Origin of the sequence: Achromobacter sp. GbtcB20, from assembly GCF_019091095.1 — a bacterium.
In the GTDB taxonomy this organism is placed as follows: domain Bacteria; phylum Pseudomonadota; class Gammaproteobacteria; order Burkholderiales; family Burkholderiaceae_B; genus Achromobacter; species Achromobacter mucicolens.
The window spans coordinates 170,630-196,970 of record NZ_JAGXJZ010000007.1; the positions used below are offsets into that span (position 1 = coordinate 170,630).

Here is a 26,341-nt window from a genome sequence, read left to right on the forward strand (position 1 = left end):
GACGGGCCCACGGGCCCCGGGAGACAACGATGCACGATGTAGTGATACGCGGCGGCACGCTGGTGGACGGTTCGGGCGCCAGCGCCCGGGTGGGCGACCTGGCCATCGACGGCGGCACGATCGTCCAGGCCGGCGGCAAGGCGGGCGCGGCGCGGCGAGAAATCGACGCGGCGGGCGCGTTGGTGACGCCGGGGTGGGTCGACATCCATACCCATTACGACGGCCAGGCGACATGGGATCCGTATCTCAGTCCGTCGACATGGCATGGCGTCACCACCGCCATCATGGGCAACTGCGGCGTGGGCTTTGCGCCGGTCAAGCCCGACCGGCGCGAATGGCTGATCAAGGTGATGGAAGGCGTCGAGGACATTCCGGGCTCGGTACTGTCGGAAGGCATCGAATGGGACTGGGAGACGTTCCCCGAGTACCTGGACGCGCTGGACCGGCGGCCCAAGGCGCTGGACATCGGCGCGCAGATTCCGCACAGCGCGGTGCGCGCATACGTGATGGGCGATCGCGCCATTCATCACGACGAGGCGTCTCCCGCGGACCTGCTGGCCATGCGCGAGGTCGTGCGGGCCGCCTTGCAGGCAGGCGCGGTCGGCTTTTCGACGTCGCGGACCTTCCTGCACAAGTACGACGAGCGCAAGTATCCCCCGGGCACGTTCGCCACCGGCGAAGAGATCAGCGCGCTGGGATCGGTCATGGGCGAGGTCGGCCACGGCGTGTTCCAGATGACGGCCAACCATCCCGCGATGGAAGGCGAGATCCCCTGGCTGGAACAGCTTGCCCGCCACAATCGTCTGCCGGTGCTGTTCAACCTTCAGCAGACCGACGGCGCGCCAGACGTCTGGAAGCAGATCGTGCGCACGCTGGACAAGGCGCGCGACGAAGGCGTGCCGCTCATGGCCGGCATCAGCGGCCGGCCGCTCGGCATCCTGTTCTCCTGGCAGAGCTCGCTGCACCCCTTCATTGCCCATCCGACCTATCAGGCGCTGCACGCGCTGCCCCTGCCGGAAAAGCTCGCGCAGCTGCGCGATCCGCAGGTCCGCCAGAAGATCATGAGCGAGCAGCGCGGCCTGCTGGACCGCCGGGCCGAAACGCTATTCAGCAGCTTCCACAAGATCTACCGGTTGGGCCAGGATCCCGACTACGAACCGCTGCCCGAAGACAGCGTGGCGGCCATGGCGGCGCGCACCGGGCGCCCGCCGCTGGAGCTGGTGTACGACCTGATGCTGGAGAATGACGGCCGGGCGATTCTTTATTACCCGTCCTTCAACTACTCCTATGAGAACCTGGATCACCTGCACCAGTTGATGCAGCACGCCAATACCGTGAACAGCCTGTCCGACGGCGGGGCGCATTGCGGCTACATCTGCGATGTCAGCATGCCGACCTTCATGCTCAGCCACTGGACGCGCGACCGCCGCCGCGGCCCGCTATTGCCGCTGGAACACGTGGTGCGCCGGCAAACCCGCGATACCGCGCTGGTGTATGGCTTGCACGACCGCGGGCTGTTGCAGCCGGGGTTCAAGGCCGACATCAACGTCATCGATCCCGATGCGCTGAAGGTCCACTGTCCGGAAATGGTCTTTGACCTGCCGGGCGGCGGGCGCAGGCTGGTGCAGCGTGCCGATGGTTACGCGGCCACGCTGGTCAACGGCCTGCCGATCTTCGAACGCGGACAGGCCACGGGCGAGCTGCCAGGCAAACTGCTGCGCGGCGCCGGACCGCAACGCGGCTAAGCATCCGGGCATTCCCGAATATATTGATTGCACCGATTAATCCACTGGAATTTCTCATTTGTGGCGCAGGATTGCGCTCCCTATGATCGGCAGGGTTGCTTCACCAGCAACCCAAAAATCAAGGGGAAAAAAAATGAAGAAGTGGAAACTGGCCGGCGCGGCGCTGGCCGTGCTGTCCTGCGTGGCCACGGCCTCGGGCGCGCAAACCGCCTATCCGAAGGGCCCGGTCACGCTGGTCGTGCCTTTCGCGCCCGGCGGGTCGACGGACGTGATCGGACGGCTCCTGGCCGAGCGGCTGGCGGTGGCGCTCAAGCAGCCGGTGGTGGTCGAAAACCGCTCGGGCGCGGGCGGCAACATCGGCGCGGCCATGGTGGCCAAGTCCGCGCCCGATGGCCAGACGCTGCTCTTTGGGACGACGGGCATCCTGGCCATCAACGAGTTCCTCTACAACAACCCGGGCTACAAGGCCGACCGCGACCTGAAGCCCGTGGTGTACACCGCGTCCATCAGCAACGTGCTGATCGTGAACAACGACATGCCAGTGTCCAGTGTGGACGACCTGATCAAGCTGGCCAAGGCCAACCCCGGCAAGTATTCCTTTGCGTCCTCGGGCGCGGGCAGCTCCACGCACCTGTCGGGCGAATTGTTCAAGAACATGGCGGGCGTGGACCTGATGCACGTGCCGTACAAGGGCAGCGGCCAGGCGCTGGTGGACCTGGTCGGCGGCCAGATCAACATGATCTTCGACAACGCGCCGTCGGCGGTGCCGCTGGCGCAATCCGGCAAGGTCAAGGCCCTGGCCGTCACCAGCACCACGCCGCTGTCGGTGCTGCCGGGGATTCCGCCGTTGACCGAGGCCGGCCTGAAGGGATACGAGTCCCTGTCCTGGACCGGCGTGGTCGCACCCGCCGGCACGCCGCAGGCCGTGGTGGACCGGCTCAACAAGGAGGTCAACGCGATCCTGGCCGACGAGGCCGTGCGCAAGAAGCTCACCGAACTGGGTGCGCAGGCCACGGGCGGCTCGCCCCAGGACTTCACCGCGCACATCGAAGCCGAACGCGCCAAATGGGGCAAGCTGGTAAAGGAAGCGAAGATCGCGGTGCAGTAGCCACCGGCGGCGCAGGTGTCAGACACCGGCAGACGCCGCCTTCCTGGTCCTTTTCCCCGACACCTTCACCCCCGCCGGCACCGGCTTTTCGTTGATCACGTCCCGCATGTACTGCAGGAACAGCTCCGAACTTGCCGACAGCGACCGCAGCCGCCGCGTAATCAGACAGACCTCGCGCGACAACCGGGGCGAACTCAATTCCCGAAACACGAACGTCCCCGGTTCGGTCCCCCGCGTCTGCGGCGGCGCGATGGAACTTGCCGCCAGCGCCGGCAGAATCGAGTAGCGCCCGCCGCCGCGCAGCACGGCGTGTAGCGACGACGTCCGCGACACTTCGTCGTGCTGCTGCTCAAAAAACCCAGGCTTGCCGGCATGCGCGCGCAGGAACGCCCCGATGCCCGTGTCCTCGGTAAACCCCACATATTCCGCCGGATCCAGATCAGCCCACTTCAAGGGCTTAGCGCCTTGCGCGTACGGATAGGACGCCGCGCAGATCACGCCGTAGCGGTCCTCGAACAGCGGCGTGTAGACCAGCTCGTCAAAGCCATGATGCGACGTCGAAATCGCAAAATCGATGTCGCCGTTGGCTATCATCTTTTCCACCTGTTCCGAGCCGGCGTCGTGCAACGAGAACGTGATCTTGGGATAAGCCTGGCGGAACGCCGCGATGGCATCGCCCAGGAAGTAGTTGGTGACCGACGCCACCACCGCGATCCGCACATGCCCCTGACGGCCTTGCGACAATGCTTCCAGGTCGCTCAAGGCGCCGTCGAACTGGCTGAGGATGCGCTCGGCCTCGGCCTTGAAGCGCGCGGCCTCCGGCGTCATCGCCACGCGCCGTGTGCTGCGGTCAAACAGCTTGACGCCGACCGCGTCCTCGAACTGCTGGATTGTCGCCGTCAGCGAAGACTGGGTCAGGAACAGCTGCGAGGCCGCCACGGTGAACGAACCCGTGTTGGCCACGGCGACGAAACTGCGAAAGTGCCGCAGGGTGATGCTGCGTTTGGCCGTCATGCTGCCCACCGTTTCATATATTGGTGAAACCGAATAATAAGCAAAAACCAACAATTTGTAGTGAAGAAAACCGCGCTCTAGAATTTCCTTCGATCTGGCGCATCGCGCCGTCTCCACCGCACGCAACAGGGAGCGAACTGAAATGAGCGCTGCAGGCGTATTGCCCACATGAGCACACCACAACCCTTGCGCATCCTCATGTCCGCATCGACGCGGGACCGGATCGGCGACGCTATCAGCCAGGCCCTGGACGGGCGCCCCTTCGAGGCCGTCATTGCGGCCCAGACGCACGGCAACGAGCCGGCGGATGTGGATGCCGCCTTCATCTCGCGCGACGTGACGGGCCTGTCGACCAAGCATCGCGTCCTGGAACCCCTGGAGGCGTTTTACGTCACGCTGCGCCGGTCGCCGAAGCTGGCCTGGGTGCACGTGCATTCGGCGGGCGCCGACCGCCCGATCTTTGGCGAACTGAAGGCGCGCGGCGTGCGCGTCACGACGTCGTCCGGGGCCAATGCGCAGGTGGTGGCGCAGACGGCGCTGGCCGCGATCCTGTCGCTGGCCCGCGAGTTTCCCCGCCTGTTCGACGCGCAGCGGGCGCGCACGTGGACGCCACTGATCGGCAGATTGCTGCCGCGCGACCTGGCCGGGCAGACCGCCGTGATCGTGGGGTGGGGACCGATCGGCCAGACGCTAGCCGGGTATCTGCGGGTGTTGGGCCTGAACGTCATCGCCGTGCGCAGCGCGGCCACGCCGCCCGCCGATGGCGTCGAAACCTATGCGTTCGAGGATCTGGCACGCATCGCCGGACGCGCCGACTGGCTGGTGTTGGCCTGTCCTTTAAGCGATCGCACACGCGGGCTGGTAGACGCGCGTGTGCTCGCCGCCATGGCGCCGCATGCCCGGCTCGTCAACGTGGCGCGCGGCGAGATCGTGGCGGAAGCCGATCTGATCGACGCCCTGCGCGCAAAGACGCTGGCAGGCGCGTATCTGGACGTGTTCGAACACGAACCGCTGGATGCCGAATCGCCGCTATGGACGCTGCCCAACGCATTCGTCACGCCGCATTCGGCAGGCCACTCGGATGGCAACGAGGCGCGCGTGGACCGGATCTTTCTTGATTACCTGCGGCAGTGGCGGCAGTAACGCCAGCCTGATTGCACCCGCACCTCACCTGCTTGCAACCCGTCAATTCCAGGACCTTCCATGATCCAGACCGCCGCGCGCATCCAGCGCATCAAACCCTCGCCCAGCTCGATGGCGGGCCAGCGGGCCCGTGAACTTCGCGCCACCGGCCGCGATATCGTCGCGCTGACGGCCGGCGAGCCCGACTTCGATACGCCCGACAACGTCACGCAGGCGGTTGTGCGCGCGATGGCGCAGTCGCGCACCAAGTACACCGACGTGGGCGGCACACCCGAGCTCAAGGCCGCGATCCGCGAGAAATTCCGCCGCGACAACGGCCTGGACTACGCCGCCAGCGAAATCATCGTCGGCAACGGCGGCAAGCAGATCATCTTCAACGCGCTGCTCGCCACCGTCGACGAGGGCGACGAGGTGATCGTGCCGACCCCGTACTGGGTGTCGTATCCCGACATCGTGCTGCTGGCGGGCGGCACGCCGGTCTTCGTGGCCTGCCCGCCCGCGCAGGGATTCAAGCTGCAGCCCGCCGACCTGGACAAGGCGATCACGCCCCGCACACGCTGGGTGATCCTGAACGGTCCCAACAACCCCAGCGGCGCGGCCTATTCGCGCGAAGAGCTGCTGGCGCTGGCCGAAGTGCTGCGGCGCCATCCGCATGTCTGGTTGATGTCTGACGACATCTACGAACACATCCTGTACGACGGCCGGCAGTTCGCCACCCTGGCGCAGGTGGCCCCCGACTTGAAGGCGCGCACGCTCACCATCAACGGCGTGTCCAAGGCCTATGCGATGACCGGCTGGCGTATCGGTTACGGGGCGGCGCCGACCGACCTGATCAAGGCGATGACCAAGCTGCAGTCGCAGAGCACGTCCAACCCGTCTTCGATCAGCCAGGCGGCCGCGCAGGAAGCGCTGTCCGGCCCGCAGGATTTCATGGCCGAACGAACCCGCATCTTCCAGACGCGCCGCGACATGATCGTGGCCAGCTTGAACCGCATCGACGGCATCGACTGCCACATGCCGGAAGGCGCGTTCTACGTGTTTCCGTCCTGCGAGGGGCTGCTGGGCAGGACGACGCCCGCGGGCAAGCAATTGAAGACCGACGAGGACTTCATCATGTACCTGCTCGACGAGGAGAACCTGGCGGTGCTGCAAGGCGCGGCGTACGGGGTGTCGCCGTTCTTCCGGATCTCGTACGCGGCGTCGATGGAACAGTTGGAAGAGGGCTGCGCGCGCATCAAGCGCGCTTGCGCGAAGCTGGGATAAAGGCGGTTGGGGCGGGCGTTTGCGCCGGACGATTAGGCTGCCGCCCCGCAATACGGGCAGTCGGATTCACCGGGCTGCGCGGGCGCCATCCGTTCAGCAGCCGGCTTTCCCGGCGCGGGACGCACGTCAGTGGGCAGGGCGGCATCGCCGCCGTGCCCGCCGTGAAAACACTCGTGCGCCAGCCACTGGCTCAGCCGTTCGTAGCTTTCCATGTTGCTGCGCCAGTTCGGCGCGCAAAGATAATAGCCAAGCGGGCTTTCAAAAGTCCGGTCGAAAATGTCCACCAGTTGCCCTGTGGCCAGTTCCTTTTCGATCAGGCAATGCGGCATTAGCGCCACGCCAAAGCCGGAAGACGCGGCCTGGATAATCATCGAAAACAGATTGAAGCCCGGGCCGAACCGTGCGCGGTCATAATCGCCCAGGTAGGTCGAGAACCAATATTCCCAGGACAGCGGAATCTCGATGTGCTGCAGCAGCGTGCATTGCTTGATGTCTTCGAGACTGCCGATGGGGTGCTGATCCAGATATTCCCGCGAGCACACCAGACGGGTTTCACGGCCCGTCAGGTATTTGGCGTCGCCATCGTGCCAATCGCCATACCCATATTGGATCGACGCATCGAAATCGAGCTCGGTGCTTTTGTAATCCGCCACGCTGTAGCGCACGAAATTGATGGAAATGTCCGGGTTGACCTCGCGGAACGTCTTCAATCGCGGAAACAGCCATTGCGCCGCAAAGGTGGGCGCGGCCGATACGTTCAGGGATTTTGCCGACTGCTGCGTCGCCATGACCTGCGACGTGGCGCTTTCCAGCGTATGCAGGGCCGGCCGGATCAGGCTGAGATAGGTGGCGCCCATGCGGGTGAGCTGCAGCCCGTTGGTGCCCCGGATGAACAGCGCGTGTCCCAGGTAGCTTTCCAGCGTGGCGATATGCCGGCTGATGGCGCTTTGCGTGACGAACAGTTCCTTTCCCGCCTTGGAAAACGACAAGTGCCGGGCCGCCGCGGAGAATGCGTTTAACTCAGAAAGGGTGGGGCAGCGACGTCTCATAGGGGGGTATGAGTAATGCTCATAAGGCTGTTCAAATTTGTGTCGAACGCATAGGGGGAGACCCGGTAGCGGACCCCCGAATTGTACCGGTAGAGTTCGGCATGCCGTGATTTCCCGGCGTTTTGAACTGTTTACGTGGTCGATTTATGAAGCCGGTTGTCATCAAGAATTGCAGGATCCTCAATACCCGAACCTTGGCCCTTGAAGCCGCCGCGACCGTGCTGGTCGAGGATGGCGTGATCACCCGCATTGGCGCCGATGAACCGGCTGCCGCGGATGCACAGGTGGTGGACGCCAAGGGCATGACCCTGATGCCCGGCATGATCGACTGCCACGTGCACGTCGTGGCGTCGTCGTTCAACCTGGGCCGCGTGGCGGCCCTGCCCAACGCGCTGGCGCTGCTGCGCGCGCTGCCCATCATGCAGGGCATGCTGGACCGCGGCTTCACGTCCGTGCGCGACGCGGGCGGCGCGGACTGGGCGCTGGCGCAGGCGGTGCTGGACGGCACCATCGACGGCCCGCGTCTCTTCTGCTCGGGCAAGGCTCTGTCCCAGACCGGCGGCCACGGCGACTTCCGCCAGCGCAACGACGAGCTCGATCCGTGCCCGTGCTCGGTCAAGATCGGCAACATCGGGCGCGTGGTCGACGGCGTGGACAACTGCCGCCTGGCCGTGCGCGAGGAAATCCTGAAGGGCGCCACGCAGATCAAGGTCATGGCGTCTGGCGGCGTGGCCTCGCCCAACGACCCCATCCAGAACCTGGGCTTCTCCGAAGCCGAGCTCATCGCCATCGTCGAAGAGGCCAATAACGCCAATACCTACGTGATGGCTCACGCCTACACCCCGCGCGCCATCACCCGCGCCGTGCGGTGCGGCGTGCGCACCATCGAGCACGGCAACCTCGTCGACCGCGAGGCCGCCGAGGTCATGAAGGAACATGACGCCTACATGGTGCCCACGCTGATCACCTACGAAGGCCTGGCCAACGATGGCGAGCGCTATGGCCTGCCGCTGGACTCGGTCAAGAAGATCGCCACCGTGCGCACGCAAGGCCTGACCGCGCTGGAGATCCTGGACGAAGTCGGCGTGAAGATGGGCTACGGCAGCGACCTGCTGGGCGAAACCCACTACATGCAGTCCGACGAACTGGTGCTGCGCAGCCGCGTGCTGGGCAATGCCAAGGTCATCCAGCAGGCGACGCTGATCGGCGCCGAGATCCTGAACCAGGAAGGCCTCCTGGGCGAAGTGTGCGAAGGCGCCTACGCCGATCTGCTGCTGATCGATGGCAATCCGCTGGACGACATCGAACTGCTGACCAAGCCCGATTTGATCAAGCTCATCATGAACCGCGGCCTGCTGCACAAGAACGCCTGCTGACGGTCCCCTTCCTTTTATCTCCGGAACTTCCCCATCATGTTTTCCGTATCCGACCGCCTGGAGCGGTTGCCCTTCAGCAGCTTTCATTTCCGGCTGCTGATGATCGGCGGCCTCGGGCTCGCCTTCGAAGCACTGGACGCCGGCATCATCGCCTTCATCATTCCCTCGCTGCGCACGCAGTGGGGCCTGACCACCGGCCAGATCGGCTGGATCGCCAGCAGCACGTACGTCGGCTTCCTGGTCGGCGCGCTGTTCTCCGGCATCCTGGGCGACCGCTACGGCCGCAAGAAGATCATGATGTGGGCGCTGCTGCTGTTCTGCGTCGCCACGTTCGTCAACGCCTTTGCACGCAACTATCACGAGTTCTACATCCTGCGCATGATCGCCGGCATCGGCATCGGCATGGGCGCGGAAGGCGCCATCATCGCGCCGTACCTGGCCGAGTTCGTCAGCAGCAAGTACCGAGGCCGGTTCACCGGCGCGCTGGCGGGCTTCTTCTCGTTCGGCTTCGTCATGTCGGCGCTGCTGGGCTACTTCATCGTGCCGATGAGCGACGACGGCTGGCGCTACATCATGATCATCGCTTCGGTGCCGGTCGTGTTCCTGCTGTGGTGGCGCAAGTCGCTGTTCGAGTCGCCCCGCTGGCTTGAGCACACCGGCCAGACTTCCGAGGCCAACCGCATCTGCGAAGCCATCGAAGCCGAAGTGCTGCAAAGCACCGGCCGCCCGCTGCCCACGCCTGTCGCCACGCGCAAGGCTGCGTCCTCGCCCGCTGACCAGCAGACCGCCATGGCCAAGCTGGCGTCGCTGTTCTCCAAGCAATACCTGGGCACCACCGCGCTGGTGTGGGTGTTCTGGATCACCGTGCTGTTCTGCTACTACGCCTTCCTGGTGTGGATCCCCAGCCTGCTCGTCGAGCGCGGCTTCACCATCACCAAAAGCTTCTCGTACACGATCCTGATCTACCTGTCGCAGATCCCGGGCTACTTCTCGGCCGCGTACTTCAACGACAAGATCGGCCGCAAGTACACGATCCTGGCGTACATGCTGCTGTCGTGCCTGTCGGCGCTGGGCCTGGCGCTGGCTAGCGGCGAGCATCAGATCATCATGCTGAGCATGCTGCTGTCCTTCGGCATGAACGGTGTGATCGCCGGTCAATACACCTACACCGCCGAAATCTATCCCACGTCGATCCGCGCGACCGGCATGGGCGCGGCCTCCGCCTTTGCCCGCATCGGCTCCATTGCATCGCCCACCATCGTTGGCGTGGCGTATCCGGTCCTGGGCTTTGCCGGCGTGTTTGCCATGATGACCGCGATCCTGCTGGTCGGCGGCCTGGGCATCCTGTTCTACGGCAAGAACACGCGTGGCGTCGTGCTCGAGGAAATCAACGCATGACCAAGGCCTCCGCATTCAACGCGTTGGCTGGCCACGCCCGCGATCTGGCGCTGGCCGGCGACCGGCAGGCGCAGTGGGGCGTGATCTCCAACCTGCTGCAAGACTGCTTTGGCCACAAGCTGTTCACGGCGCTGCTGTACTTGCAGGACCACAAGCTGATGAAGCGTCTGCACACGTCGGACGACACCATCAGTCCGCTCGGCGGCTTCAAGGCCACCGGCAACGGCCCGTGGTCCCGGCTGGTACTGGAAGAAGGGCGCCTGTATGTCGCCAGCAACGAAGACGACGTGCGTACCGTTTTCTCCGAAGCGCCGATGCTGATCGAGCGCGGGCTGCAGTCGGCGTTCAACATCCCGGTGCGGCACGCGGGGCGGGTGATCGGCTCGCTGAACATGCTGGCCGCGCGTCATGCCTATGACGATATCGATCCGGATCTGGCGGCGGTCGTGGCTGGGTTGTGCGCGCCCGTGTTCATCGAAGCGATGCAGGACGCGGCGTCCGCGGCGGCAAGCGTGGACCGGTCCGCGTTGGACAGCGTGTGAATTGCGTAATTTGAGTATCGGTCCCGGTGCGGGACGATGTTTACGGGCCGCTTTCGAAGCGGCCCTTTTTTCGTCCGGAAATAGGGACGGCCCCGGTTTTGCACATTGTTGCGGGAACTGGTCTGAATTGTTGCGTGTTACCGCGTTTTTGCAAGAGGGGGAGCGAGCTTTAGAAGTCTTTCGATGTGCGAGCTTGCGCGACGTCAAGAGAATGGTCGCTTTTTTTCGTGGCGGTTCGGCGTTGCTGCACTTGGCTGGCATCTGGCTTTTCGCATCTCCGAGGCCGCGCACGGGTTACGGAGCTTGCAATGCATTTCCCCCTTTCCCCGGTTGTCGCGGCGATTCTCGCCGCCACGGTCCCGGCCTTTCCCTTGATGGTGTTGGCGGCACCGGCAGCGCCTATCCTCATTGATGACCCGGAAGGCAACACGTCGATGGAGGTGTTCCCCGGCGCGAGCATCAACGTCAACACTGGAGACGCAATCCGCGTCAACAATCAGGGCAATAGCATCTTCGTAAACGGTATCACCGTGACCGCAGAGGCGGACGCCCGAGGCGCCCATGCCCAAAGCGGTGGCTCGATCACGATCACGGACAGCACGATCCAGACGCAAGCCGGGCCTGCATTGTCCGCGTCCCAGGAAAATAGTTTTGTTCACGCCGACATTTCCCTCATCTCCTCGGAGGCAACGGCCGTGCTTGCGACCGATGCGGGCCGCATCAATCTGCTTGGCGGAACGGTGTCGGGATCGGGCGGCTTCGAGGCGACAATCCGCGCTTCCGAGGGCGGGGTCATCACGGCAAGAGACCTTGAGATCAAGAGTATTGATCGCAACGGGGTGAACAGTTACGGCGTACGCTCCCAGTTAGGGGGGCGCGTCGAGTTGTCCAACGTCATTCTCTCCAGTGAGGATGAGATGGGCACGGCGACGGGTGCGCACATCTCGGTCCAAGACGCTGATTTCATGATGACGGACAGTCACGTCAAGGCAGGAAGCGTACCGGGTGATGCGGCGTCTCTGCATGTGTCCGGCAGCGCCGTGGCGACCGTGCAAGGAAGCGTCATCGAAGGCGGCGTTACCGCTTCTGACGGTGCAACCCTGAGCATCGCCGACACGGTCGTGGGAGGGCCGCACAGCGTCTTCATTGGGGTCTACTTGTTGGGCACGACGGCATCCACAGCGTCACTCGATAACGTGACGATCGGTAGCGAGGCCGTCGCCGTCACTGACGGCGTCGTCGGGCGGGCCAACCAAGTGATCAACGCGAAGGACGTGGATATTCACGCCAGCCGGTACGGGATTCGCACTGCCAACGGGTCGGCTCAGGTTCAAGGAGGCACGCTGCGTGCAGGACAAGCCGGCCTGTATGCGTTTTCGGAGGATGACACGGCGCCAACAACGATTGCCGCCGTCGGCACGCATGTGCTGGCCGAAGCCACCAATGCGGTAGGGGCGAGCGCCGCACAACGCGGCGCCCAAGTTTCGCTGGACGGCGTCACGGTGGACGTGTCCGGCACAGGGGGAAGGGCGCTCCGGGCCACCGACGGGGCGCACATCGACGCCGTCCATTCCCAATTGAATGGCCAGTCCACAAACGCGACCGGCGTGCAGTTGCTTGGAAACATAGGCTCCGGCGACACGGCTGTTTCGCTGAGCGACACGCAAGTCATCATGACGGGTCAGAACGCAAACGGCGTACAGAGCGTGCGCTACGAGCCGCAGGGCGCCAACTCGGTCGTATTGGCCGACGGCAGCAACCTCCAGACCCACGATGGCGTGGGGTTTCTCGTCAGGGGTGGAGATCACGACATCTCCGTCCAGAACGCCACGGTGATGACCCGATCCGGCGGCGACGAAGCCAGCGGCATCCTACTTAGAACGCAGGCGACTCCCAACGCGGGAATCGTCCCCGGGCAACCGTACCAGACGCAACGCGTCACCCTGAACGCCACAGACGCGCTCATGACGGGCGACGTGCTGACTTCCGACAGCGGCCGCGTCGACATTGGCCTGGCCAGCGGCACTGCGTGGACCGGCGCGGTGCGCGCGGGGCAGGGTTCGGTGGACAGCGTCAAGTTAGACGGCAGCAGCGTCTGGAACATGCGCGGCGATTCGGTCGTCAAGACCCTGACGAACGCGGGCGTCGTCCGGTTCGTGTCTCCCGATGCGCAATCTGGATTCAAGACGCTGACCGTCTCCGACTACATCGGCGGCGGCACCTTGGTCATGAATACCCAGCTGGGCGACGATACGTCCTTGACCGACCGGCTCGTCGTGGACGGCGGCGCGGTCACGGGCACCACCGGGCTGCGTGTCTTGAACGCCGGCGGGGCAGGCGCGTTGACCACGCAAGGCATCCGGCTCGTGCAGGCCACCAACGGAGCCACGATTTCAGGCAATGCTTTTTATCTGGACGCCAACTCGACTGGCTACCGGCCCTCAACCATTAGCCTCGGTTTGAATGGCTACGACTATTTCCTGGTTCAGGGCGGCACGGGCGGCGTTGCGTCCGATTGGTATCTGACGTCGACGACGCTGCCGGGAAGTGGCATTGAAACGCCGCCGGGCAGCGGTACTGAAACGCCTCCTGGCAGTGGTACTGAAACACCTCCGGGCAGTGGAACCGAAACGCCTCCCGGCAGTGGTACTGAAACGCCTCCCGGCAGCGGTACTGAGACGCCTCCCGGCAGCGGCATTGAAACGCCGCCGGGTAGTGGCACCGAAACGCCACCGGGCGGTGGTGTGACTACGCCTCCCGGCAGTGGCGGTGGCTCAACCGGTTCTACCCCGCCGGGATATCTGCAGAACGTCTCGCCGGAAAACGGCGCGCATATCGGCAATCAGGTCGCGGCGACCCGGATGTTCGTGCATCGCCTGGCGGATCGGACCGTGGCGCAAACGTCGGCAGGTCAATCAGCACCCGGCAGCGCGTCCCGGCAGGTGTGGGCACGTACTGCGGGCGCGCGCCACACCGGCATGAAACTTAACGAAGGTCACGTCAGCATCGACACCGACACCGCCATGCTGCAGATGGGCGCCGACCTCGTGAGCACGCGACTGGGTCAGCAAGGCGTCCTCAAGGCGGGGGTCATGGCCGGGGCGGGCGATGCGCGCACGCACGCCACTTCCCAACTCATCCACCCGGGAACCGGCATGGCGATGCGTGCCGATGCCCGAGGCAAGGTCACCGGGTATTCGATGGGCATCTATGCCACCGCTTACGCCGACGATGCCACCCGCTTGGGCGCATACGCCGATTCGTGGTTGCAGTTCGGCCGCTATTCCAACGAAATCAATAGCGAACTGGGCTCGGCCCGATACCGCTCCAACACCTGGACCGCGTCGGTGGAAGCGGGATATGCGTTCAAGCCCTTCGCCGCCGATTCCGCGTTGGGTGCGATGGTCGTGGTGCCGCAAGCGCAACTGGCCTACACGCGATACGACGCCCAGGACGCTGTGCTGCCCAGCATGACGCTGAAAAACTCGCCCGCCAGTTCAGTCACTTCGCGCGTGGGTGTCCGCGCATACCCGCTTGGCAACGACGCCGCCACGTCCGCTGTGCGGCCTTACGTCGAAGCCAATTGGCTGCACAACTCGGGCAGCGCGAAAGCCAACGTGGGCGCATCGACCTTCCAGGCCACGCCCATGCGCGACGCGGCGGAACTGCGAATCGGCGTGGCAGGCAATGTCCGCGAGTCGTGGCAGGTCAGCGGCGAGCTGTTTGGCCAGGCTGGAAACGGCGGCCAGCGGGGCTACGGCGGCATGCTGAATGTTGGGTATCGCTGGTAACCACAAACCGCGCAGGCCGCGCCGTGCGGGCGGCCTTTGCCAGCCGGGGCTGTCTGCGCTCCCACGTCAGGCACCCCGGCGGTTCACGCCGCGCGCTTGTTGAAGATCACCAGCGACACGCCGGTCAACACCAAGGCCGACGCCGCGATCAGCAACGCGGTCATCGGTTCGTCCAGGAACACCGTCCCGCCCAGCGGCGCCAGCACGGGCACGCTGAGCTGTACGGTGGCGGCGCGCGTCACGGTCAACTGTTTGAGCGCGGCGTACCACAGGATGTAGCCCAGCCCCGAGGTCACCGCGCCAGAGGCCACCGCATAGGCCGCGCCGGCGGTATCGAATCGAACGTGGGAGGCGGCCAATTGCGCAAGCAGCAGCGCCACCGCGACGGGCGCTGCCCGGATGAAATTTCCGGCCGTCGCGGCGGCCGGGTTCTTTGCGCCTCGGCCCAACAGCGAATAGATGCTCCATGCCACCCCGGACAGGATCATCAGCAATCCGTAAAACACCGGTGGCGCATTGGCGCTGGGCCACATCAACGCGACGAGTCCGGCAACCGCCAGCGCCGTGCCGGCCCATTGCATCGCCGCCAACCGTTCCCCGGCCACGAGGCCATACAGAATCATGCTGATTTGAATGGCCCCGAAGAGCAGCAGCGCACCCGTGCCCGCAGGCACATGCGTATAGGCATACGAGAAGGCGAGCGCATAACCCACCAGCGCCAGCGCGCCCGCCCACGTGCCTTCGACACGCCCGGTCTGCCGGCGAAGCGCCAGCACCAGGCACAGCATCAGCGCGCCCGACACGATGCGGATGGTGAAGAAGGTGGTGGGATCAATGGCCGTCTGCTTGAGTGCGACCCGGCAAAGCAGTGAGTTGCCGGCAAAGGCCAGCATGGCCAATAGGGTGAGCGCGAAGAGGCGGAAGGTCATGGCGAAGGACGCGGCTGCCGCTTCCTTTACTGCGCGGCCTGGGCGGTTTCGCGGAACCGCTGCACCAGCGCGGACCCATCCTCCGAACGATACGCCAGCAATACCTGGCTTTGCGCATCCGGCGTGTCCAGTTCGCGATAGGCCACGCCGGGAATGCCCGTCTTCATGTAGGTGTCGGGCAGGATCGAGATGCCCATTCCTGCCGCCACCAGGCCGATGATGGTCGCGCCTTCGCGCGCTTCCTGGCCCACTTGCGGGGCAAAGCCCGCGCGGCTGGCCAGCACGCCCACGTGGTCGAACAAGCCGCAGCCCAGCCCGCGCGGGAACAGGATGAAGGACTCGTCCGCCAGGTCGGTCATCGACAACGGCGCGTTGCGGCGCGCCAGCGGATGCGATTGGGGCAGGGCGGCCATGAGCCGGTCGGTCCACAGTGGCAGCGTCGCGATATTGGGCGGCGGCACGAACAGGATGGATGGGCGCAGAAAGCCCACGTCGATGTCCTTGGACGCCAGCGCGCGCAGTTGCTGTCCGGTGGACTGGTGGCTCAGGTCCACACCCACGCCCGGAAAATCCGTGCGAAAGGCATGCACGATACGAGGGAACGCGTCGAACATCGGCACAGACGCCGTGAATGCCACGCGGATCTCGCCGGTTTCACCCAGCGCGGACTGCCGCACGACCTCGCCCGCGCGTTCCAGATGCGCCAGCGCGCGGCGCGCCTGATCCAGAAACAACGCGCCCGCCTGCGTCAGTTCCACGCTGCGGCTTGTGCGCGTCAAGAGCGGCGACCCCAGCTCTTCTTCCAGCGCCTTGATCTGCAGGCTGAGCGGCGGCTGGCTCACATGCAGCCGGCGCGCGGCCTGGCTGAAGCTCAGTTCCTCGGCGACGGCGACGAAGTAACGCAGTTGGCGAAAATCCATATCGATTTGGAAAGCAAATAGATCGTCGTGGAAAACGGTATTGGACGGTATGAGTGTACAGCGCGCATCATGCGCCCATACCAACACGCATAACGACATAGGAGACAACCATGAAGGCTTACGCGCCGTCCCGGTCCCGCCGCACCTTTGCCGCCGCCGCAGCAGTAAGCGCCCTGATGGCCGCGATGCTGGCGCCCTTGCCGGCAGCCGCCCAGGGCGCCTATCCCGACAAGCCGATCCGCATCGTGGTGCCCTACGCCGCGGGTGGCGGCGTCGACATCGTTACCCGCCTGGTCAGCCAGAAAATGGGCGACGCGCTGAAGCAGACGATCATCGTCGACAACCGCCCCGGCGCGGCGACGAACATCGGCATGGACGCGGTGGCGCGCGCCCCGGCGGACGGCTACACGCTGCTGACCGCATCGAACACGCTGGCCGCCAACGGCGCGCTGTTCTCCAAGCTGACCTTTGACCCCGCGCGCGACTTCACGCCGGTGGGCGCGATCGGTTACGCGCCGCTGGCGGTGGTGGTGCCCGTCGAATCGTCGTTCAAGACCTTGAAGGATCTGACCGACTACGGCCGCGCGCACCCGGACAAGCTGACCTACGCGTCGGCCGGCAATGGCAGCTCGGGCCATCTGGCCAGCGAACTGCTCAAGCGCGAGAGCAGCATGAAGGCGCTGCACGTGCCGTACAAGGGCGGCTCGCCCGCGGTCACGGATCTGTTGGGACAGCGGATCTCCTTCATGTCGATCAATCCGCTGGAAGTCGTCTCACACGTCAAGGCTGGAAAGCTGCGCGCGCTGGCCGTGCTTGACGACGAGCCGGCGAGCATGCTGCCCGATGTGCCCACCGTGGTGTCGCAAGGCCTGCCGGGCGCGATGGCGACGGTCTGGTGGGGACTTATCGGCCCCAAGGATCTGCCGCCCGACGTCACCGCAAAGCTCAACGCCGCGCTGCAATCCGCGCTGAATGACCCCGACGTGAAGAAGCGCTTTGCCGAGATGGGCGCGGTGGTCACGCCCGGCTCGGACAAGCAGTTTGGCGAATTCGTGGCGGCTGAAACCACCAAATGGACCAAGGTCATCAAGGACGCGGGCATCAAGGCCGATTGATGGGCTTTGCGCCAGCCCGGGGCCGCGGCGCGGTCCGCGGGCGAAACACAGCATAAAGGAACTGAAATGGAACGGCAAAAGAACGCGCTGGTCGTCAGCGCGCACTCCGCGGACTTTGTGTGGCGCGCGGGTGGCGCCATCGCGCTGTACGCCAAGCGCGGCTGGAAAATCACCGTGGTGTGCCTGTCGTTTGGCGAACGCGGCGAATCGGCCAAGCTGTGGAAGCAGCCCGGCATGACGCTGGAGCGGGTCAAGGCCGACCGCCGCGACGAGGCGCGTCTGGCCGCCGGCATCCTGGGCGCCGACATCCGCTTCATGGACTGCGGCGACTATCCCTTGCGCGTATCGGACGAGGCGCTGTTCGAGCTGGTGGACGTCTACCGCGAATTGCAGCCGGAGTTCGTGCTGACGCATTCCCAGAAAGACCCGTACAACTTCGACCATCCGCTGGCGACGCACGTGGCGCAGGAAGCCCGCGTGATCGCGCAGGCGCATGGGCATCATCCGGAGCAAGCGGTGCTGGGCGCACCGCCAGTATTCCTCTTTGAGCCGCATCAGCCCGAACAGTGCGAATGGAAGCCCGAAGTGCTGCTCGATATCTCCGAAGTCTGGGATCAGAAGCGCCGGGCCTTCGAGACCATGGCCGCGCAGGAACACCTGTGGGAGTACTACACCCGCGTCGCCCTGCAACGCGGCGTGCAGGCGTCGCGCAACTCGAACCTGAAGATTAAATACGCCGAGGGCTACCAGCGCGTTTTCCCGCAGGTCACTGGAGAGTTGGCATGAGCCTCGCGGTCAGGAACATCGAGCGGGCGGACAGCACGGTCATCGCACGCCTGGCGTCGGCAGGCGTCGCCACCGCGCACGAAGCGCAGCAACGAACGGGCCTCTTGCAGCCCACTCTTCGGCCCATCTACGCTGGCGCATCCATCGCGGGCAGCGCGATCACGGTGCTGGCGCAGCCGGGCGACAACTGGATGCTGCACGTCGCCATCGAACTCTGCCGGCCTGGAGATATCGTCGTGGTGGCCTGCGCGTCGTCCAATGAAGACGGCATGTTCGGAGAGCTTCTGGCAACTTCCATGCGTGCCCGGGGCGTGCAAGGACTGGTGATCGACGCGGGCTGCCGCGATGTCGCCGCGTTGAAGGACATGCAGTTTCCGGTGTGGTCCAAGTGCGTATCGGCCAAGGGCACGGTCAAGGCAACGCCGGGATCGGTGAATGTGCCGGTCGTGTGCGCTGGGGCGCTGGTGCAACCCGGGGATGTCGTCATTGCGGACGACGATGGCGTGTGCATCGTGCCGCGTGCGCGGGCGGCGCAAGTGGCCGATGCGTGCGACGCGCGCCTGCGCAACGAGGCGGACAAGCGCAAGCGGCTGGCCGCCGGGGAATTGGGGCTGGATATTTACGGCATGCGCGAAAAGCTGGCGGCTGCCGGGCTGGTGTACGTGGACCGCACCCCGGGAGGCTGAAACGCCGGCGCTGCTTACCGGGTGGGCGTTAGCGCTGCCCTTGCGCGTCCACCGGTCCGGTCACTGTAATCACCAACGGGACGCCATTGATTTCGCGGGGCAGGCGCGCCGCGACGTTGGCGTCCGTCACGCCCACGGCAAGCGCTTCTTCGCCGGGGCGCCCCGTGGTGACGCCCACCGAGACGACGCCCGGCGTGGCAAGCAGCCTTGCTTCCTCGCTGGCAAGTATCTGACCAGCGGCGCCGGCCGGCTGCGTTTGATCCGGGTTGTATTCGACGGCGCCTGCGCCGGAGAAGTCGGGTCCGGGTTTTCGTGTGTCGCTCATGGCTCCAGCTCCTCGTGCTTCGGATATGGCTTGATAAGCGGCCGCCCTGGTTGGGCAGGGCGGCCGGAACGTCAATCAGGGCAATAGCCTGATGTTCAGTGCGGACAGCACGGACGCAATCGGATTGGCAAACGTCGTGCCGCCGCCGCCCGCAAACAGCAAAGCGACGGGTCGCACCCCGGATGCCCAGTGCCAGATCAGCGAGCCGGAATCGCCGCCCGCGGAGAACGGGTTGGCGTTGACGGACTGAATGGCAATCTGATTACGGAACAGCGCGACGCGGCCGCCGCCATAATTGACGTTAACCGACACGCCAATCTGTGTCACGCGGCCCTGAGTCAGACCCGTGGTACGGCCGCTTTTGCCGACGATCAGCCCCAGCGACGCGGCAAGCGGCGCCGTGCCGGTTTTGTAATACGCGGCGCTGCCCCCCGATAAATAATATTGATCACCGCGGATACGCTCGTGCCACGCCCAGCCGAATGCGGCGTCCACAAAATTCGCCGCGCCGCCAAATGCAATGGGAACCCAGCGTGCCAGCACGGCAATCTGATCGCCCGGATGCCGGCCACCGTCCGCCGTCCCCGGCTGGATGATGCTGTCGTTCACGCTGGCGACGTTGGAGTTTGCCAGCACGTGGTTGTTGCTGAGGATCAGATGGCGATTGGTCCACGGCGCCGTCAGCCCGATCGCCCGGCTTCCGAGCGTACCTGCCGTGACGTTGACGTGACCGACCGACACGCCGGCAGGCGCGGGCCGATGCCGCGCGCGATGCGAATACGCATCCACCACGCCCACCGGCACCTGCTGCACCGGCACACTCGATAGGGCGCGTGTACCTGCCGCCTGCGCCACCTGGCCAAGCACCGCCTCCTGCGGCATGGCGCTTTCGGTGAAGATCGTCAGCACGGGCTCACCGGGCCCGCCCGGTCCGAATGTGACATTGGTGGGGTCCGGCAATCCTATGCCGACCCCGACGATGCCTTCGGAAGAGCCAGCATCCGAAAGCGTCCGGAATTCGCCGGACGCGGTCAGCAACTGCGCCTCGATCGCGTCCCGCAGCGCCAGCAGATCATTGGATACGCCCGCTTCGGCAAATACGGCTTGTTGTTCCGCCTCTTGGCCCAGCGCTTCGAGTCCGGCGGCGTCAGAGTCCGGGTTCTCGGGCGCCCCGGAAGCGGACTTGCCGTTGGCCGGCCCGCCTTGGTCTTCTTCGCCCGGGTTGTCCACCCGTGGGGTGTTGTTGTTCTTTCCTGACATGACAATGTCCTCCAACTGATTGGGTAAGCGTTAGCTAGAACCGTGTGATTGCCACTAAATGGTTTGTCGATGGCTCCTTGTGATGGATGGCCGGTCTGGCCGGACAAAGGCAGCCCCAGCCCGCGGGCGCGCCTTGCGGCGAGCGCACCAGGCAGTTGGCGGCGGGCGGATCGGGGCTGGAGAGAAATGTCGGGGAGGGGCTCGGAGAAGGCGGCAGGGCTGGACGCCGCGCCACCGGCGTGTGCTGCGGTAGCCCGCCGGCTATCGGCCTCGGCGCTCCGCAGGAAGGGGAAACGCGCGGCAGTCCGCCCGATGCGCGGGCTGCCAGGCGCTTCAAGCCGCGGGATCTGGCGGCGGATTAGGCCTTTTGAGCGGTCATGCGGCCATTATTTGACGGTGCCCCGCGCTTTGGTATGGACAACTTTTGGTATGGACATCAAGCGATTGGCGGTGGCGGATGAGATCCGGATTTCGCGACATTGATGCGTCCGCACCACATCCAGACAAACCCCCGTAGCGATATGTAATAAGAATGCTTATCATGCGCGTTTTATATAAAAGAACGCATGGGGTGGGGCTGTGGGTAAAGCATCGAATGGCCGTCAAGGCAGGCAGAAGGGCGTCGCCCTGGCGGTGAAACAGGCGTTGGCGGGCAGCGCCGCGCTCTACGCCGCCTCGGTATCGGCGCAGACGCAGGCGCCGGCCGCGATCACCGTCCTGCCCACCGTCACGGTGACCAGCGCGCCCGTTGCCCTGGGCGAGGCGCCCGCGCCCATCGCCGGCGGTCTGATCGGCGGCGGCGCCCGCATGGGCATCCTGGGCAACACGTCCGTCATGGACACCCCGTTCAGCGTCACCAGCTATACCGCCCAGACGATCGAGAACGAGCAGGCCCGGTCGGTCGCCGACGTGGCCACCATGGATCCGTCCGTGCGCATGAGCAGTGCCCGGTCCAACATCAACGAAGACCTCACCATCCGCGGCTTCAATGTGCCGACCGCAGACTTCGCGTTCAACGGCATGTTCGGCCTGACGCCCTATTGGCGCGCACCGGTCGAGACCCTGGAACGCGTGGAGATCATCAAGGGACCGTCGGCGGCGCTCTTCGGCATGACGCCGGGCGGCAGCGTGGGGGGCGTCGTCAATCTGGTGCCCAAACGCGCCACCGATGAGCCCATCACCCGGGTCACGGGCTCGGTCATGTCGGACTCCGTCTTTGGCGTGCATGCCGACGTGGGACGCCGCTTCGGTCCCGACAACGCGTTTGGCATCCGCGTGAACGGGATGCTGCGCGACGGCGACACGCCAATCAAGGACCAGTCGACACGCGAAGCGCTGGGGTCGGTTGCGCTGGACTATCGCGGTGAAAAGCTGCGGTCCTCCCTGGACCTGATCTGGCAGAAGGAACGCATCGACAACGTCGTGCGCCAGTTTCAGCTTGGCGCGGACCTGACCTCGATTCCCGAGGCGCCTAGCAACAAGAATCCGTATCCGGGCCTGGGCTGGAGCGACGGCCGCAATACCGCCGGCGTGTTCAAGATCGAATACGACATCACCGACTACCTGACTGCCTACGCAGGCTACGGCCAACGCAAGCTGGACTGGGACGCCTTCGCCGCCAACCCCGTGCTGCAGAACACGCAGGGTGATTACTCCTTCTTCGGCGGCTGGCAGCGGATGACGGTGGACAGCAAGTCCACCGAAGCCGGCCTGCGCAGCAACTTCAAGACCGGCCCCGTGAGCCACAAGGTCGCCTTCAGCTACACGCTGCTGGACCAGAAGTCCGATCTGGGTTTCTACACCGGTTTCCCGCCGGGCAATTCCAATATCTACGCCGGCAACATCTTCGACACGCCGTCCATCTCCGGCATCAGCAATCCGCTTAACCGCTACCAGAGCACCAAGCTGACCAGCTACGCGCTGGCCGACACCCTGGGTTTCATGGACGACCGGCTGCAACTGACGCTGGGCGCGCGCCGCCAGAACGTGCAGGGCCAGAACTACAACTTCGCCAACGGCGAGCCCAGCGGCCCGCGCTATGACAAGAGCGCCACCACGCCGCTGGCCGGCGTCGTATTCAAGGTGCGGCCGGATCTGTCGGTCTACGCCAGCTACGTCGAAGGCCTGTCGCAAGGCGACACCGCGCCCACCAGCGCGGCCATCACCAATCCAGGCGAAATGCTGTCGCCCTTCAAGTCCAAGCAGAAGGAACTCGGCGTCAAGTACAACCTGAACGACGACATGCTGGCCACTGTCGCGCTCTTTGAGCTGACCCGCCCCAGCTCCGGCATCTCGGGCAACACCTTTGGCGAATTCGGCGAACAACGCAACCGAGGCGTCGAAGCCAGCTTTGCCGGCGAAGTCGCGAAGGGCGTGCGCCTGTTGGGCGGCATCAGCTACATCGACGCCGTCATCAACAAGGCCACCACGCCTGGCCTGCAGGGCAACAAGGCCATCGGCGTGCCCGACTGGCAATTCAACCTGGGCGCCGAGTGGGACACCCCGTTCGTCCCGGGCCTGACGGTGTTGGGCCGCGTCATCTACACCGACAGGACGTATGCCAACGCCGACAACACCTTGTCGGTGCCAAGCTGGACCCGCGTTGACGCCGGAGCGCGCTACGAGACCAAGATCAGCGGCACGCCCGTCACCTTCCGCTTCAACGTCGAGAACCTGTTCAACCGGAACTACTGGGGCACCGCCACGGCAGGCTACCTGTTCGTGGGCTCGCCGCGCACCTACACGTTCTCGACCAGCATCGCCTTCTAAGGAAGCCGAGATGTCCACGCAAGCCTGGTCCTGGATACACAAGTGGAGCAGTCTGGTCTGCACGGTCTTCATGCTGCTGCTGTGCCTGACCGGACTACCCCTGATCTTCCACGAAGAGATCGAGCACCTGTCGGGCGTGGTCGAAGCGCCGCCCATGCCCGCCGGCACGCCCAACGCCAGCATGGACCAGATCGCCCAGACCGCGCTGGAGCGCCGCCCGGGCGAAGTCATCCGCTACATGTTCTGGGATCAGGACGAGCATCCCGACATTACGTATGTCTCCATGGCCAGCGCCGTCGACGCGCCGCCCGAGGAAAACAACGCCGTCGTCATCGACTCGCGCACGGCCAAGGTCCTGGACGAACCGGCCACCGACGAAGGCTTCATGTACGTCATGCTCAAGCTGCATACCGACATGTTCGCCGGCTTGCCGGGGATGCTGTTCCTGGGCGCGATGGGCCTCTTGATGGTGGTCGCCATCGTGTCCGGTGTGGTGCTGTATTACCCCTTCATGCGCCGCCTGAAATTTGGCGCGCTGCGCACGCAGCGCAGCACCCGCGTCAAATGGCTGGACTGGCATAACCTGTTGGGCATTGTCACGGTGGTGTGGCTGCTGGTCGTTGGCATCACGGGCAGCATCAATACGCTGAACCGCGTCGTGCTTAGCCTCTGGCAGATGGACCAGATGGCGGAAATGACCGCGCCGTTCCGCGGCCTGCCGCCCGTCACGCAGCCCGCGCATCTGGAAGCTTCCATCCGCACGGCACGCGCCGCCGTGCCGGACATGGCGGTGAGCCTCGTCGCGTTTCCGGGGACGATGTTTTCCAGTCCGCATCACTACACGTTCTTCATGAAGGGCAACACGCCCGTGACCTCGCGCCTGCTAAAGCCCGCGCTGGTGGACGCCACTAACGGCGAGCTGACCGACACGCGAGAGATGCCCTGGTACGTAAAGACCTTGTTCCTTTCGCAGCCGCTGCACTTTGGGGATTACGGCGGCCTTCCGCTCAAGATTCTTTGGGCGGTGCTGGATCTCTTTGCAATCGTGGTGCTGGGTAGCGGACTGTATCTGTGGCTGCGCAAGCCCAAGGCCGCAACGGCTTCGAAACCGTTGACCCCGGATGCCGCTGAGACCGCCAACGCGCTGCGGCAGGGTGATCGGCAAGGGGCAGCGCAATGAGCAAGAACGTTGATGCGCGCGGCGCGCGAACCGAGAACCTGCAAACGGCGGGCGAGGTGTTCCGCGTGCCGATCTGGCTAGGCGTGGCCTCGGTGGTGGGGCTGGTGTCGGCGCTGCTGGGCGATGGGGTGTGGGACGGGGTGTCGTGGTTGGCGATCTTTGCGCCGATCGGGGCGGTCTGGTGGGCCTGGCGGCGCCGGGGCGGATAGGGCCGCCTTCTTATTCGGACGGCTTGGCGTCAATGGCGCGCGGCCATCAGCGTAAGCACATCGCTCAGCGAACGTACGGACTCCGCTGAATTCGATGTTGCCGCGTGCCGATCCAGGTGATACCCGTGCATACCGAACTTCCGAGGCCCGATCATATCGGCCTCGATGGTGTCGCCGATCATCAGGACTTCCTCGGGCTGGCAAGCAATGCCCTCGCACAGATGCTGATAGATCTCAGGCTGCGGCTTCACTGCCCCGGCCTCGTACGACCAAGCGCAAAAGTCCGGCTGAAACGGCAGCAAGTCCAGGACGGGCGGGCCGTACGGCGCTGCCAGGTTGGAACACAGCGCCACCTTGATGCCGCGCGCCTTCAGTGCCAGTAACGTTGGCACGGCGTCCGAGAACAACGTGATGGATTCAATCTCTTCGCGCAGCTCGGCTTCGAGTGCGTTCAGCGCATCTTCGCTGATCATCCCGCCAAACAAACGGGCAGCCTGCCGCAGGTCGATCGCACTGCTCATCGCCCGAATGCCGTCGTCGCGCTGGCGCGGGCGGCCCGCTTCGTGCAGCAAGCGGACCAGCTTGCGGAAGGGACGGGTTGGCCGATCGATGTTGACCAAGGTTCCGAATACGTCGAATGCCACGGCCTTGATTGCCATTGACCTCCTGCGCCAATAAAGCTTTCCGTTGGTTGGCCGGATCGTGATGCCCAGCCTGTCTGCGACGGAATTCTAGCGGTAAAGGTGCGGCAGCTTGATTGCTCCCCTGGTCTTAGGTGAGCAGGGGGGGCACCAGCGCCGGGTGCGGGACTACTCGTCGCGCCCGACCGTGACGAATATCCCGTCGGCTTCATTCAAGCCGCGACCCGCCGGCAGGATCAATACCGACACGTCATCGGGCAGATGGGGCGCCAGGGCTTTCAGCCGTTCGCTGACGACGCTCTCCAACGAATCGCGGCGCGCCTCTGCGGACACCGTGAGGCTTAACCCAACCTTGTTCCAGGCTTCCCAGGATTCCGGCGCTTGCAGGTATGTCAATGTCGTCCATTCCGATGGGTTGATGACGGTGCCATCGGCGAGCCTTGGGGGCGCATCACTCCAGGCTTCGAGCTTCTCGCGTGTGGCGCCGGAATAGATCCACGCGTGGGGCGGCCGGACTCCCTGGGTGGGCTGGGCGGAGATCCCCAGTTTGGAAGCCAGCGCCTCCAAGGCCTGATCCGTGGACAGCTTGGCGTCCCGAAGCCGCGCGGGGTCGATCGAGAGCCAAAGCTGGATGGGTTCCGGCACATTGCTCCAGACCTGGGTGATGGTTTGGTTATCGCCAATCCCACGACCGATCTTGTCGGCCACTAGTTGTTGCAGCTCGGGCCTGCTGAGACGCGGGCTGGCCACCAGCAGGTACAGATCCGCGCTGGGAACGGCGCCCCACACGAGGGTTGGCGGGTGGACGGCGTCTGACGAGGATGCCTGCGCGGCACTTGCGGGCAGGCAGAGGCAGAGGGTCAAAGCGGCAAGCAAACTGCAGCGCGTGGTCTGCAAGCGGGAAATCCAGGTCTTCAGAGGCATAGGGGCTTAGATATTCAAACGCGGGTGAATCCCATGCGCGATGGTCACGAGTAGGGATTCGACGGATATGATCATGGTTTCGACACCGGTCTACCGTCGCGTCGTTTCGCGCTTCTGATGGATCTGACGGTCGAGGGCTCGTGGATTATCCCAGACGAAGAAAAACCC

At 64.9% G+C, this 26,341-nt stretch carries 22 protein-coding genes; 14 read left to right on the top strand and 8 right to left on the bottom strand.

The annotated features are described in order from the left end of the window. The first annotated feature begins 29 nt into the window (after positions 1 to 29). Both KVT32_RS12240 and KVT32_RS12245 read left to right on the top strand, forming a co-directional pair. The gene (locus KVT32_RS12240) at positions 30 to 1,745 is read left to right on the top strand and encodes an amidohydrolase family protein (RefSeq protein WP_152382737.1); all 1,716 of its coding nucleotides are present in this window, start codon (positions 30 to 32) and stop codon (positions 1,743 to 1,745) included. Positions 1,746 to 1,878: 133 nt separating this feature from the next. Continuing rightward, entirely contained in the window at positions 1,879 to 2,853 is a 975-nt protein-coding gene (locus tag KVT32_RS12245; protein WP_217618269.1) for a tripartite tricarboxylate transporter substrate binding protein, read from the top strand. An 18-nt stretch (positions 2,854 to 2,871) separates the two neighbouring features. Here the strand turns inward: KVT32_RS12245 and KVT32_RS12250 are convergent, their stop codons facing one another. Continuing rightward, positions 2,872 to 4,035 (bottom strand): LysR family transcriptional regulator, encoded by a 1,164-nt coding sequence (locus KVT32_RS12250; protein WP_371825583.1) that lies wholly within the window; start codon positions 4,033 to 4,035, stop codon positions 2,872 to 2,874. Here KVT32_RS12250 and KVT32_RS12255 point away from each other — a divergent pair, their 5' ends adjacent. Further along, positions 4,036 to 5,010: a D-2-hydroxyacid dehydrogenase gene (locus tag KVT32_RS12255; RefSeq protein ID WP_217618270.1), complete on the top strand. Its 975-nt coding sequence runs from the start codon at positions 4,036 to 4,038 to the stop codon at positions 5,008 to 5,010. It abuts the gene before it with no gap. Positions 5,011 to 5,070: 60 nt separating this feature from the next. After that, on the top strand, positions 5,071 to 6,273 hold the full coding sequence (locus KVT32_RS12260; protein ID WP_217618271.1) for a pyridoxal phosphate-dependent aminotransferase: 1,203 nt from the start codon (positions 5,071 to 5,073) through the stop codon (positions 6,271 to 6,273). A 32-nt stretch (positions 6,274 to 6,305) separates the two neighbouring features. Here KVT32_RS12260 and KVT32_RS12265 read toward each other — a convergent pair whose 3' ends face one another. Next, complete coding sequence (locus KVT32_RS12265; protein WP_217618272.1) at positions 6,306 to 7,322, bottom strand: LysR substrate-binding domain-containing protein; 1,017 nt, start codon at positions 7,320 to 7,322, stop codon at positions 6,306 to 6,308. A 146-nt stretch (positions 7,323 to 7,468) separates the two neighbouring features. Here KVT32_RS12265 and KVT32_RS12270 point away from each other — a divergent pair, with 146 nt between their 5' ends. The 4 genes from KVT32_RS12270 (at position 7,469) to KVT32_RS12285 (ending at position 14,429) form a co-directional block, all read left to right on the top strand. Next, positions 7,469 to 8,698, top strand: a complete 1,230-nt coding sequence (locus tag KVT32_RS12270; RefSeq protein WP_217618273.1) for an amidohydrolase family protein — start codon at positions 7,469 to 7,471, stop codon at positions 8,696 to 8,698. A gap of 36 nt (positions 8,699 to 8,734) precedes the next feature. Continuing rightward, positions 8,735 to 10,096: an MFS transporter gene (locus tag KVT32_RS12275; RefSeq protein WP_217618274.1), complete on the top strand. Its 1,362-nt coding sequence runs from the start codon at positions 8,735 to 8,737 to the stop codon at positions 10,094 to 10,096. Next, positions 10,093 to 10,638 (top strand): GAF domain-containing protein, encoded by a 546-nt coding sequence (locus KVT32_RS12280; protein WP_056324802.1) that lies wholly within the window; start codon positions 10,093 to 10,095, stop codon positions 10,636 to 10,638. The genes KVT32_RS12275 and KVT32_RS12280 overlap by 4 nt, the downstream gene beginning before the upstream one ends. A 308-nt stretch (positions 10,639 to 10,946) precedes the next feature. Continuing rightward, entirely contained in the window at positions 10,947 to 14,429 is a 3,483-nt protein-coding gene (locus KVT32_RS12285; protein ID WP_217618275.1) for an autotransporter outer membrane beta-barrel domain-containing protein, read from the top strand. Between the two features lie 83 nt (positions 14,430 to 14,512). On the opposite strand, the gene KVT32_RS12290 is transcribed toward KVT32_RS12285, so the two are convergent. Together KVT32_RS12290 and KVT32_RS12295 are read right to left on the bottom strand one after the other, a co-directional pair. Continuing rightward, on the bottom strand, positions 14,513 to 15,358 hold the full coding sequence (locus KVT32_RS12290) for a DMT family transporter (RefSeq protein WP_217618276.1): 846 nt from the start codon (positions 15,356 to 15,358) through the stop codon (positions 14,513 to 14,515). A 26-nt stretch (positions 15,359 to 15,384) separates the two neighbouring features. Further along, on the bottom strand, positions 15,385 to 16,278 hold the full coding sequence (locus KVT32_RS12295) for a LysR family transcriptional regulator (protein WP_128829353.1): 894 nt from the start codon (positions 16,276 to 16,278) through the stop codon (positions 15,385 to 15,387). A gap of 110 nt (positions 16,279 to 16,388) precedes the next feature. Here KVT32_RS12295 and KVT32_RS12300 point away from each other — a divergent pair, with 110 nt between their 5' ends. The 3 genes from KVT32_RS12300 (at position 16,389) to KVT32_RS12310 (ending at position 18,865) form a co-directional block, all read left to right on the top strand. Continuing rightward, positions 16,389 to 17,393 carry a tripartite tricarboxylate transporter substrate binding protein gene (locus KVT32_RS12300; RefSeq protein ID WP_217618277.1) on the top strand — a complete coding sequence of 335 codons (1,005 nt, stop codon included), beginning with the start codon at positions 16,389 to 16,391 and terminating at the stop codon, positions 17,391 to 17,393. A 66-nt stretch (positions 17,394 to 17,459) separates the two neighbouring features. After that, positions 17,460 to 18,179, top strand: coding sequence for a PIG-L deacetylase family protein (locus KVT32_RS12305; protein ID WP_062841221.1), 720 nt, complete (start codon positions 17,460 to 17,462; stop codon positions 18,177 to 18,179). Next, a complete protein-coding gene (locus KVT32_RS12310) occupies positions 18,176 to 18,865 on the top strand; it encodes a 4-carboxy-4-hydroxy-2-oxoadipate aldolase/oxaloacetate decarboxylase (protein ID WP_152382726.1) in 690 nt (229 codons plus the stop codon). The genes KVT32_RS12305 and KVT32_RS12310 overlap by 4 nt, the downstream gene beginning before the upstream one ends. 28 nt (positions 18,866 to 18,893) lie before the next feature. Here the strand turns inward: KVT32_RS12310 and KVT32_RS12315 are convergent, their stop codons facing one another. Further along, positions 18,894 to 19,190: a hypothetical protein gene (locus KVT32_RS12315; protein ID WP_175156161.1), complete on the bottom strand. Its 297-nt coding sequence runs from the start codon at positions 19,188 to 19,190 to the stop codon at positions 18,894 to 18,896. A 75-nt stretch (positions 19,191 to 19,265) separates the two neighbouring features. Further along, on the bottom strand, positions 19,266 to 20,450 hold the full coding sequence (locus KVT32_RS12320) for a S1 family peptidase (RefSeq protein ID WP_218895224.1): 1,185 nt from the start codon (positions 20,448 to 20,450) through the stop codon (positions 19,266 to 19,268). Between the two features lie 579 nt (positions 20,451 to 21,029). Here KVT32_RS12320 and KVT32_RS12325 point away from each other — a divergent pair. Genes KVT32_RS12325 through KVT32_RS12335 form a run of 3 tightly spaced genes read left to right on the top strand, consistent with a single transcriptional unit; the run spans position 21,030 to position 24,608 of the window. Beyond that, positions 21,030 to 23,219, top strand: a complete 2,190-nt coding sequence (locus KVT32_RS12325; protein ID WP_217618278.1) for a TonB-dependent receptor — start codon at positions 21,030 to 21,032, stop codon at positions 23,217 to 23,219. 10 nt (positions 23,220 to 23,229) lie between these two features. Then, on the top strand, positions 23,230 to 24,399 hold the full coding sequence (locus tag KVT32_RS12330; protein ID WP_217618279.1) for a PepSY domain-containing protein: 1,170 nt from the start codon (positions 23,230 to 23,232) through the stop codon (positions 24,397 to 24,399). After that, positions 24,396 to 24,608: a hypothetical protein gene (locus KVT32_RS12335; protein WP_180097545.1), complete on the top strand. Its 213-nt coding sequence runs from the start codon at positions 24,396 to 24,398 to the stop codon at positions 24,606 to 24,608. The genes KVT32_RS12330 and KVT32_RS12335 overlap by 4 nt, the downstream gene beginning before the upstream one ends. Positions 24,609 to 24,637: 29 nt before the next feature. Here KVT32_RS12335 and KVT32_RS12340 read toward each other — a convergent pair whose 3' ends face one another. Further along, entirely contained in the window at positions 24,638 to 25,267 is a 630-nt protein-coding gene (locus KVT32_RS12340) for an HAD family hydrolase (RefSeq protein WP_217618280.1), read from the bottom strand. Between the two features lie 150 nt (positions 25,268 to 25,417). Further along, positions 25,418 to 26,146, bottom strand: coding sequence for a DUF4403 family protein (locus tag KVT32_RS12345; protein ID WP_217618281.1), 729 nt, complete (start codon positions 26,144 to 26,146; stop codon positions 25,418 to 25,420). Positions 26,147 to 26,341: the final 195 nt, after the last annotated feature.

What these genes read in the sequence shown, in the direction of transcription:
- KVT32_RS12240 (WP_152382737.1), top strand. Translation starts at nt 30, where the DNA reads ATGCACGATGTAGTGATACGCGGCGGCACGCTGGTGGACGGTTCGGGC.
- KVT32_RS12245 (WP_217618269.1), top strand. Translation starts at nt 1,879, where the DNA reads ATGAAGAAGTGGAAACTGGCCGGCGCGGCGCTGGCCGTGCTGTCCTGC.
- KVT32_RS12255 (WP_217618270.1), top strand. Translation starts at nt 4,036, where the DNA reads ATGAGCACACCACAACCCTTGCGCATCCTCATGTCCGCATCGACGCGG.
- KVT32_RS12260 (WP_217618271.1), top strand. Translation starts at nt 5,071, where the DNA reads ATGATCCAGACCGCCGCGCGCATCCAGCGCATCAAACCCTCGCCCAGC.
- KVT32_RS12265 (WP_217618272.1), bottom strand. Translation starts at nt 7,322, where the DNA reads ATGAGACGTCGCTGCCCCACCCTTTCTGAGTTAAACGCATTCTCCGCG.
- KVT32_RS12270 (WP_217618273.1), top strand. Translation starts at nt 7,469, where the DNA reads ATGAAGCCGGTTGTCATCAAGAATTGCAGGATCCTCAATACCCGAACC.
- KVT32_RS12275 (WP_217618274.1), top strand. Translation starts at nt 8,735, where the DNA reads ATGTTTTCCGTATCCGACCGCCTGGAGCGGTTGCCCTTCAGCAGCTTT.
- KVT32_RS12280 (WP_056324802.1), top strand. Translation starts at nt 10,093, where the DNA reads ATGACCAAGGCCTCCGCATTCAACGCGTTGGCTGGCCACGCCCGCGAT.
- KVT32_RS12285 (WP_217618275.1), top strand. Translation starts at nt 10,947, where the DNA reads ATGCATTTCCCCCTTTCCCCGGTTGTCGCGGCGATTCTCGCCGCCACG.
- KVT32_RS12290 (WP_217618276.1), bottom strand. Translation starts at nt 15,358, where the DNA reads ATGACCTTCCGCCTCTTCGCGCTCACCCTATTGGCCATGCTGGCCTTT.
- KVT32_RS12295 (WP_128829353.1), bottom strand. Translation starts at nt 16,278, where the DNA reads ATGGATTTTCGCCAACTGCGTTACTTCGTCGCCGTCGCCGAGGAACTG.
- KVT32_RS12300 (WP_217618277.1), top strand. Translation starts at nt 16,389, where the DNA reads ATGAAGGCTTACGCGCCGTCCCGGTCCCGCCGCACCTTTGCCGCCGCC.
- KVT32_RS12305 (WP_062841221.1), top strand. Translation starts at nt 17,460, where the DNA reads ATGGAACGGCAAAAGAACGCGCTGGTCGTCAGCGCGCACTCCGCGGAC.
- KVT32_RS12310 (WP_152382726.1), top strand. Translation starts at nt 18,176, where the DNA reads ATGAGCCTCGCGGTCAGGAACATCGAGCGGGCGGACAGCACGGTCATC.
- KVT32_RS12315 (WP_175156161.1), bottom strand. Translation starts at nt 19,190, where the DNA reads ATGAGCGACACACGAAAACCCGGACCCGACTTCTCCGGCGCAGGCGCC.
- KVT32_RS12320 (WP_218895224.1), bottom strand. Translation starts at nt 20,450, where the DNA reads ATGTCAGGAAAGAACAACAACACCCCACGGGTGGACAACCCGGGCGAA.
- KVT32_RS12330 (WP_217618279.1), top strand. Translation starts at nt 23,230, where the DNA reads ATGTCCACGCAAGCCTGGTCCTGGATACACAAGTGGAGCAGTCTGGTC.
- KVT32_RS12335 (WP_180097545.1), top strand. Translation starts at nt 24,396, where the DNA reads ATGAGCAAGAACGTTGATGCGCGCGGCGCGCGAACCGAGAACCTGCAA.
- KVT32_RS12340 (WP_217618280.1), bottom strand. Translation starts at nt 25,267, where the DNA reads ATGGCAATCAAGGCCGTGGCATTCGACGTATTCGGAACCTTGGTCAAC.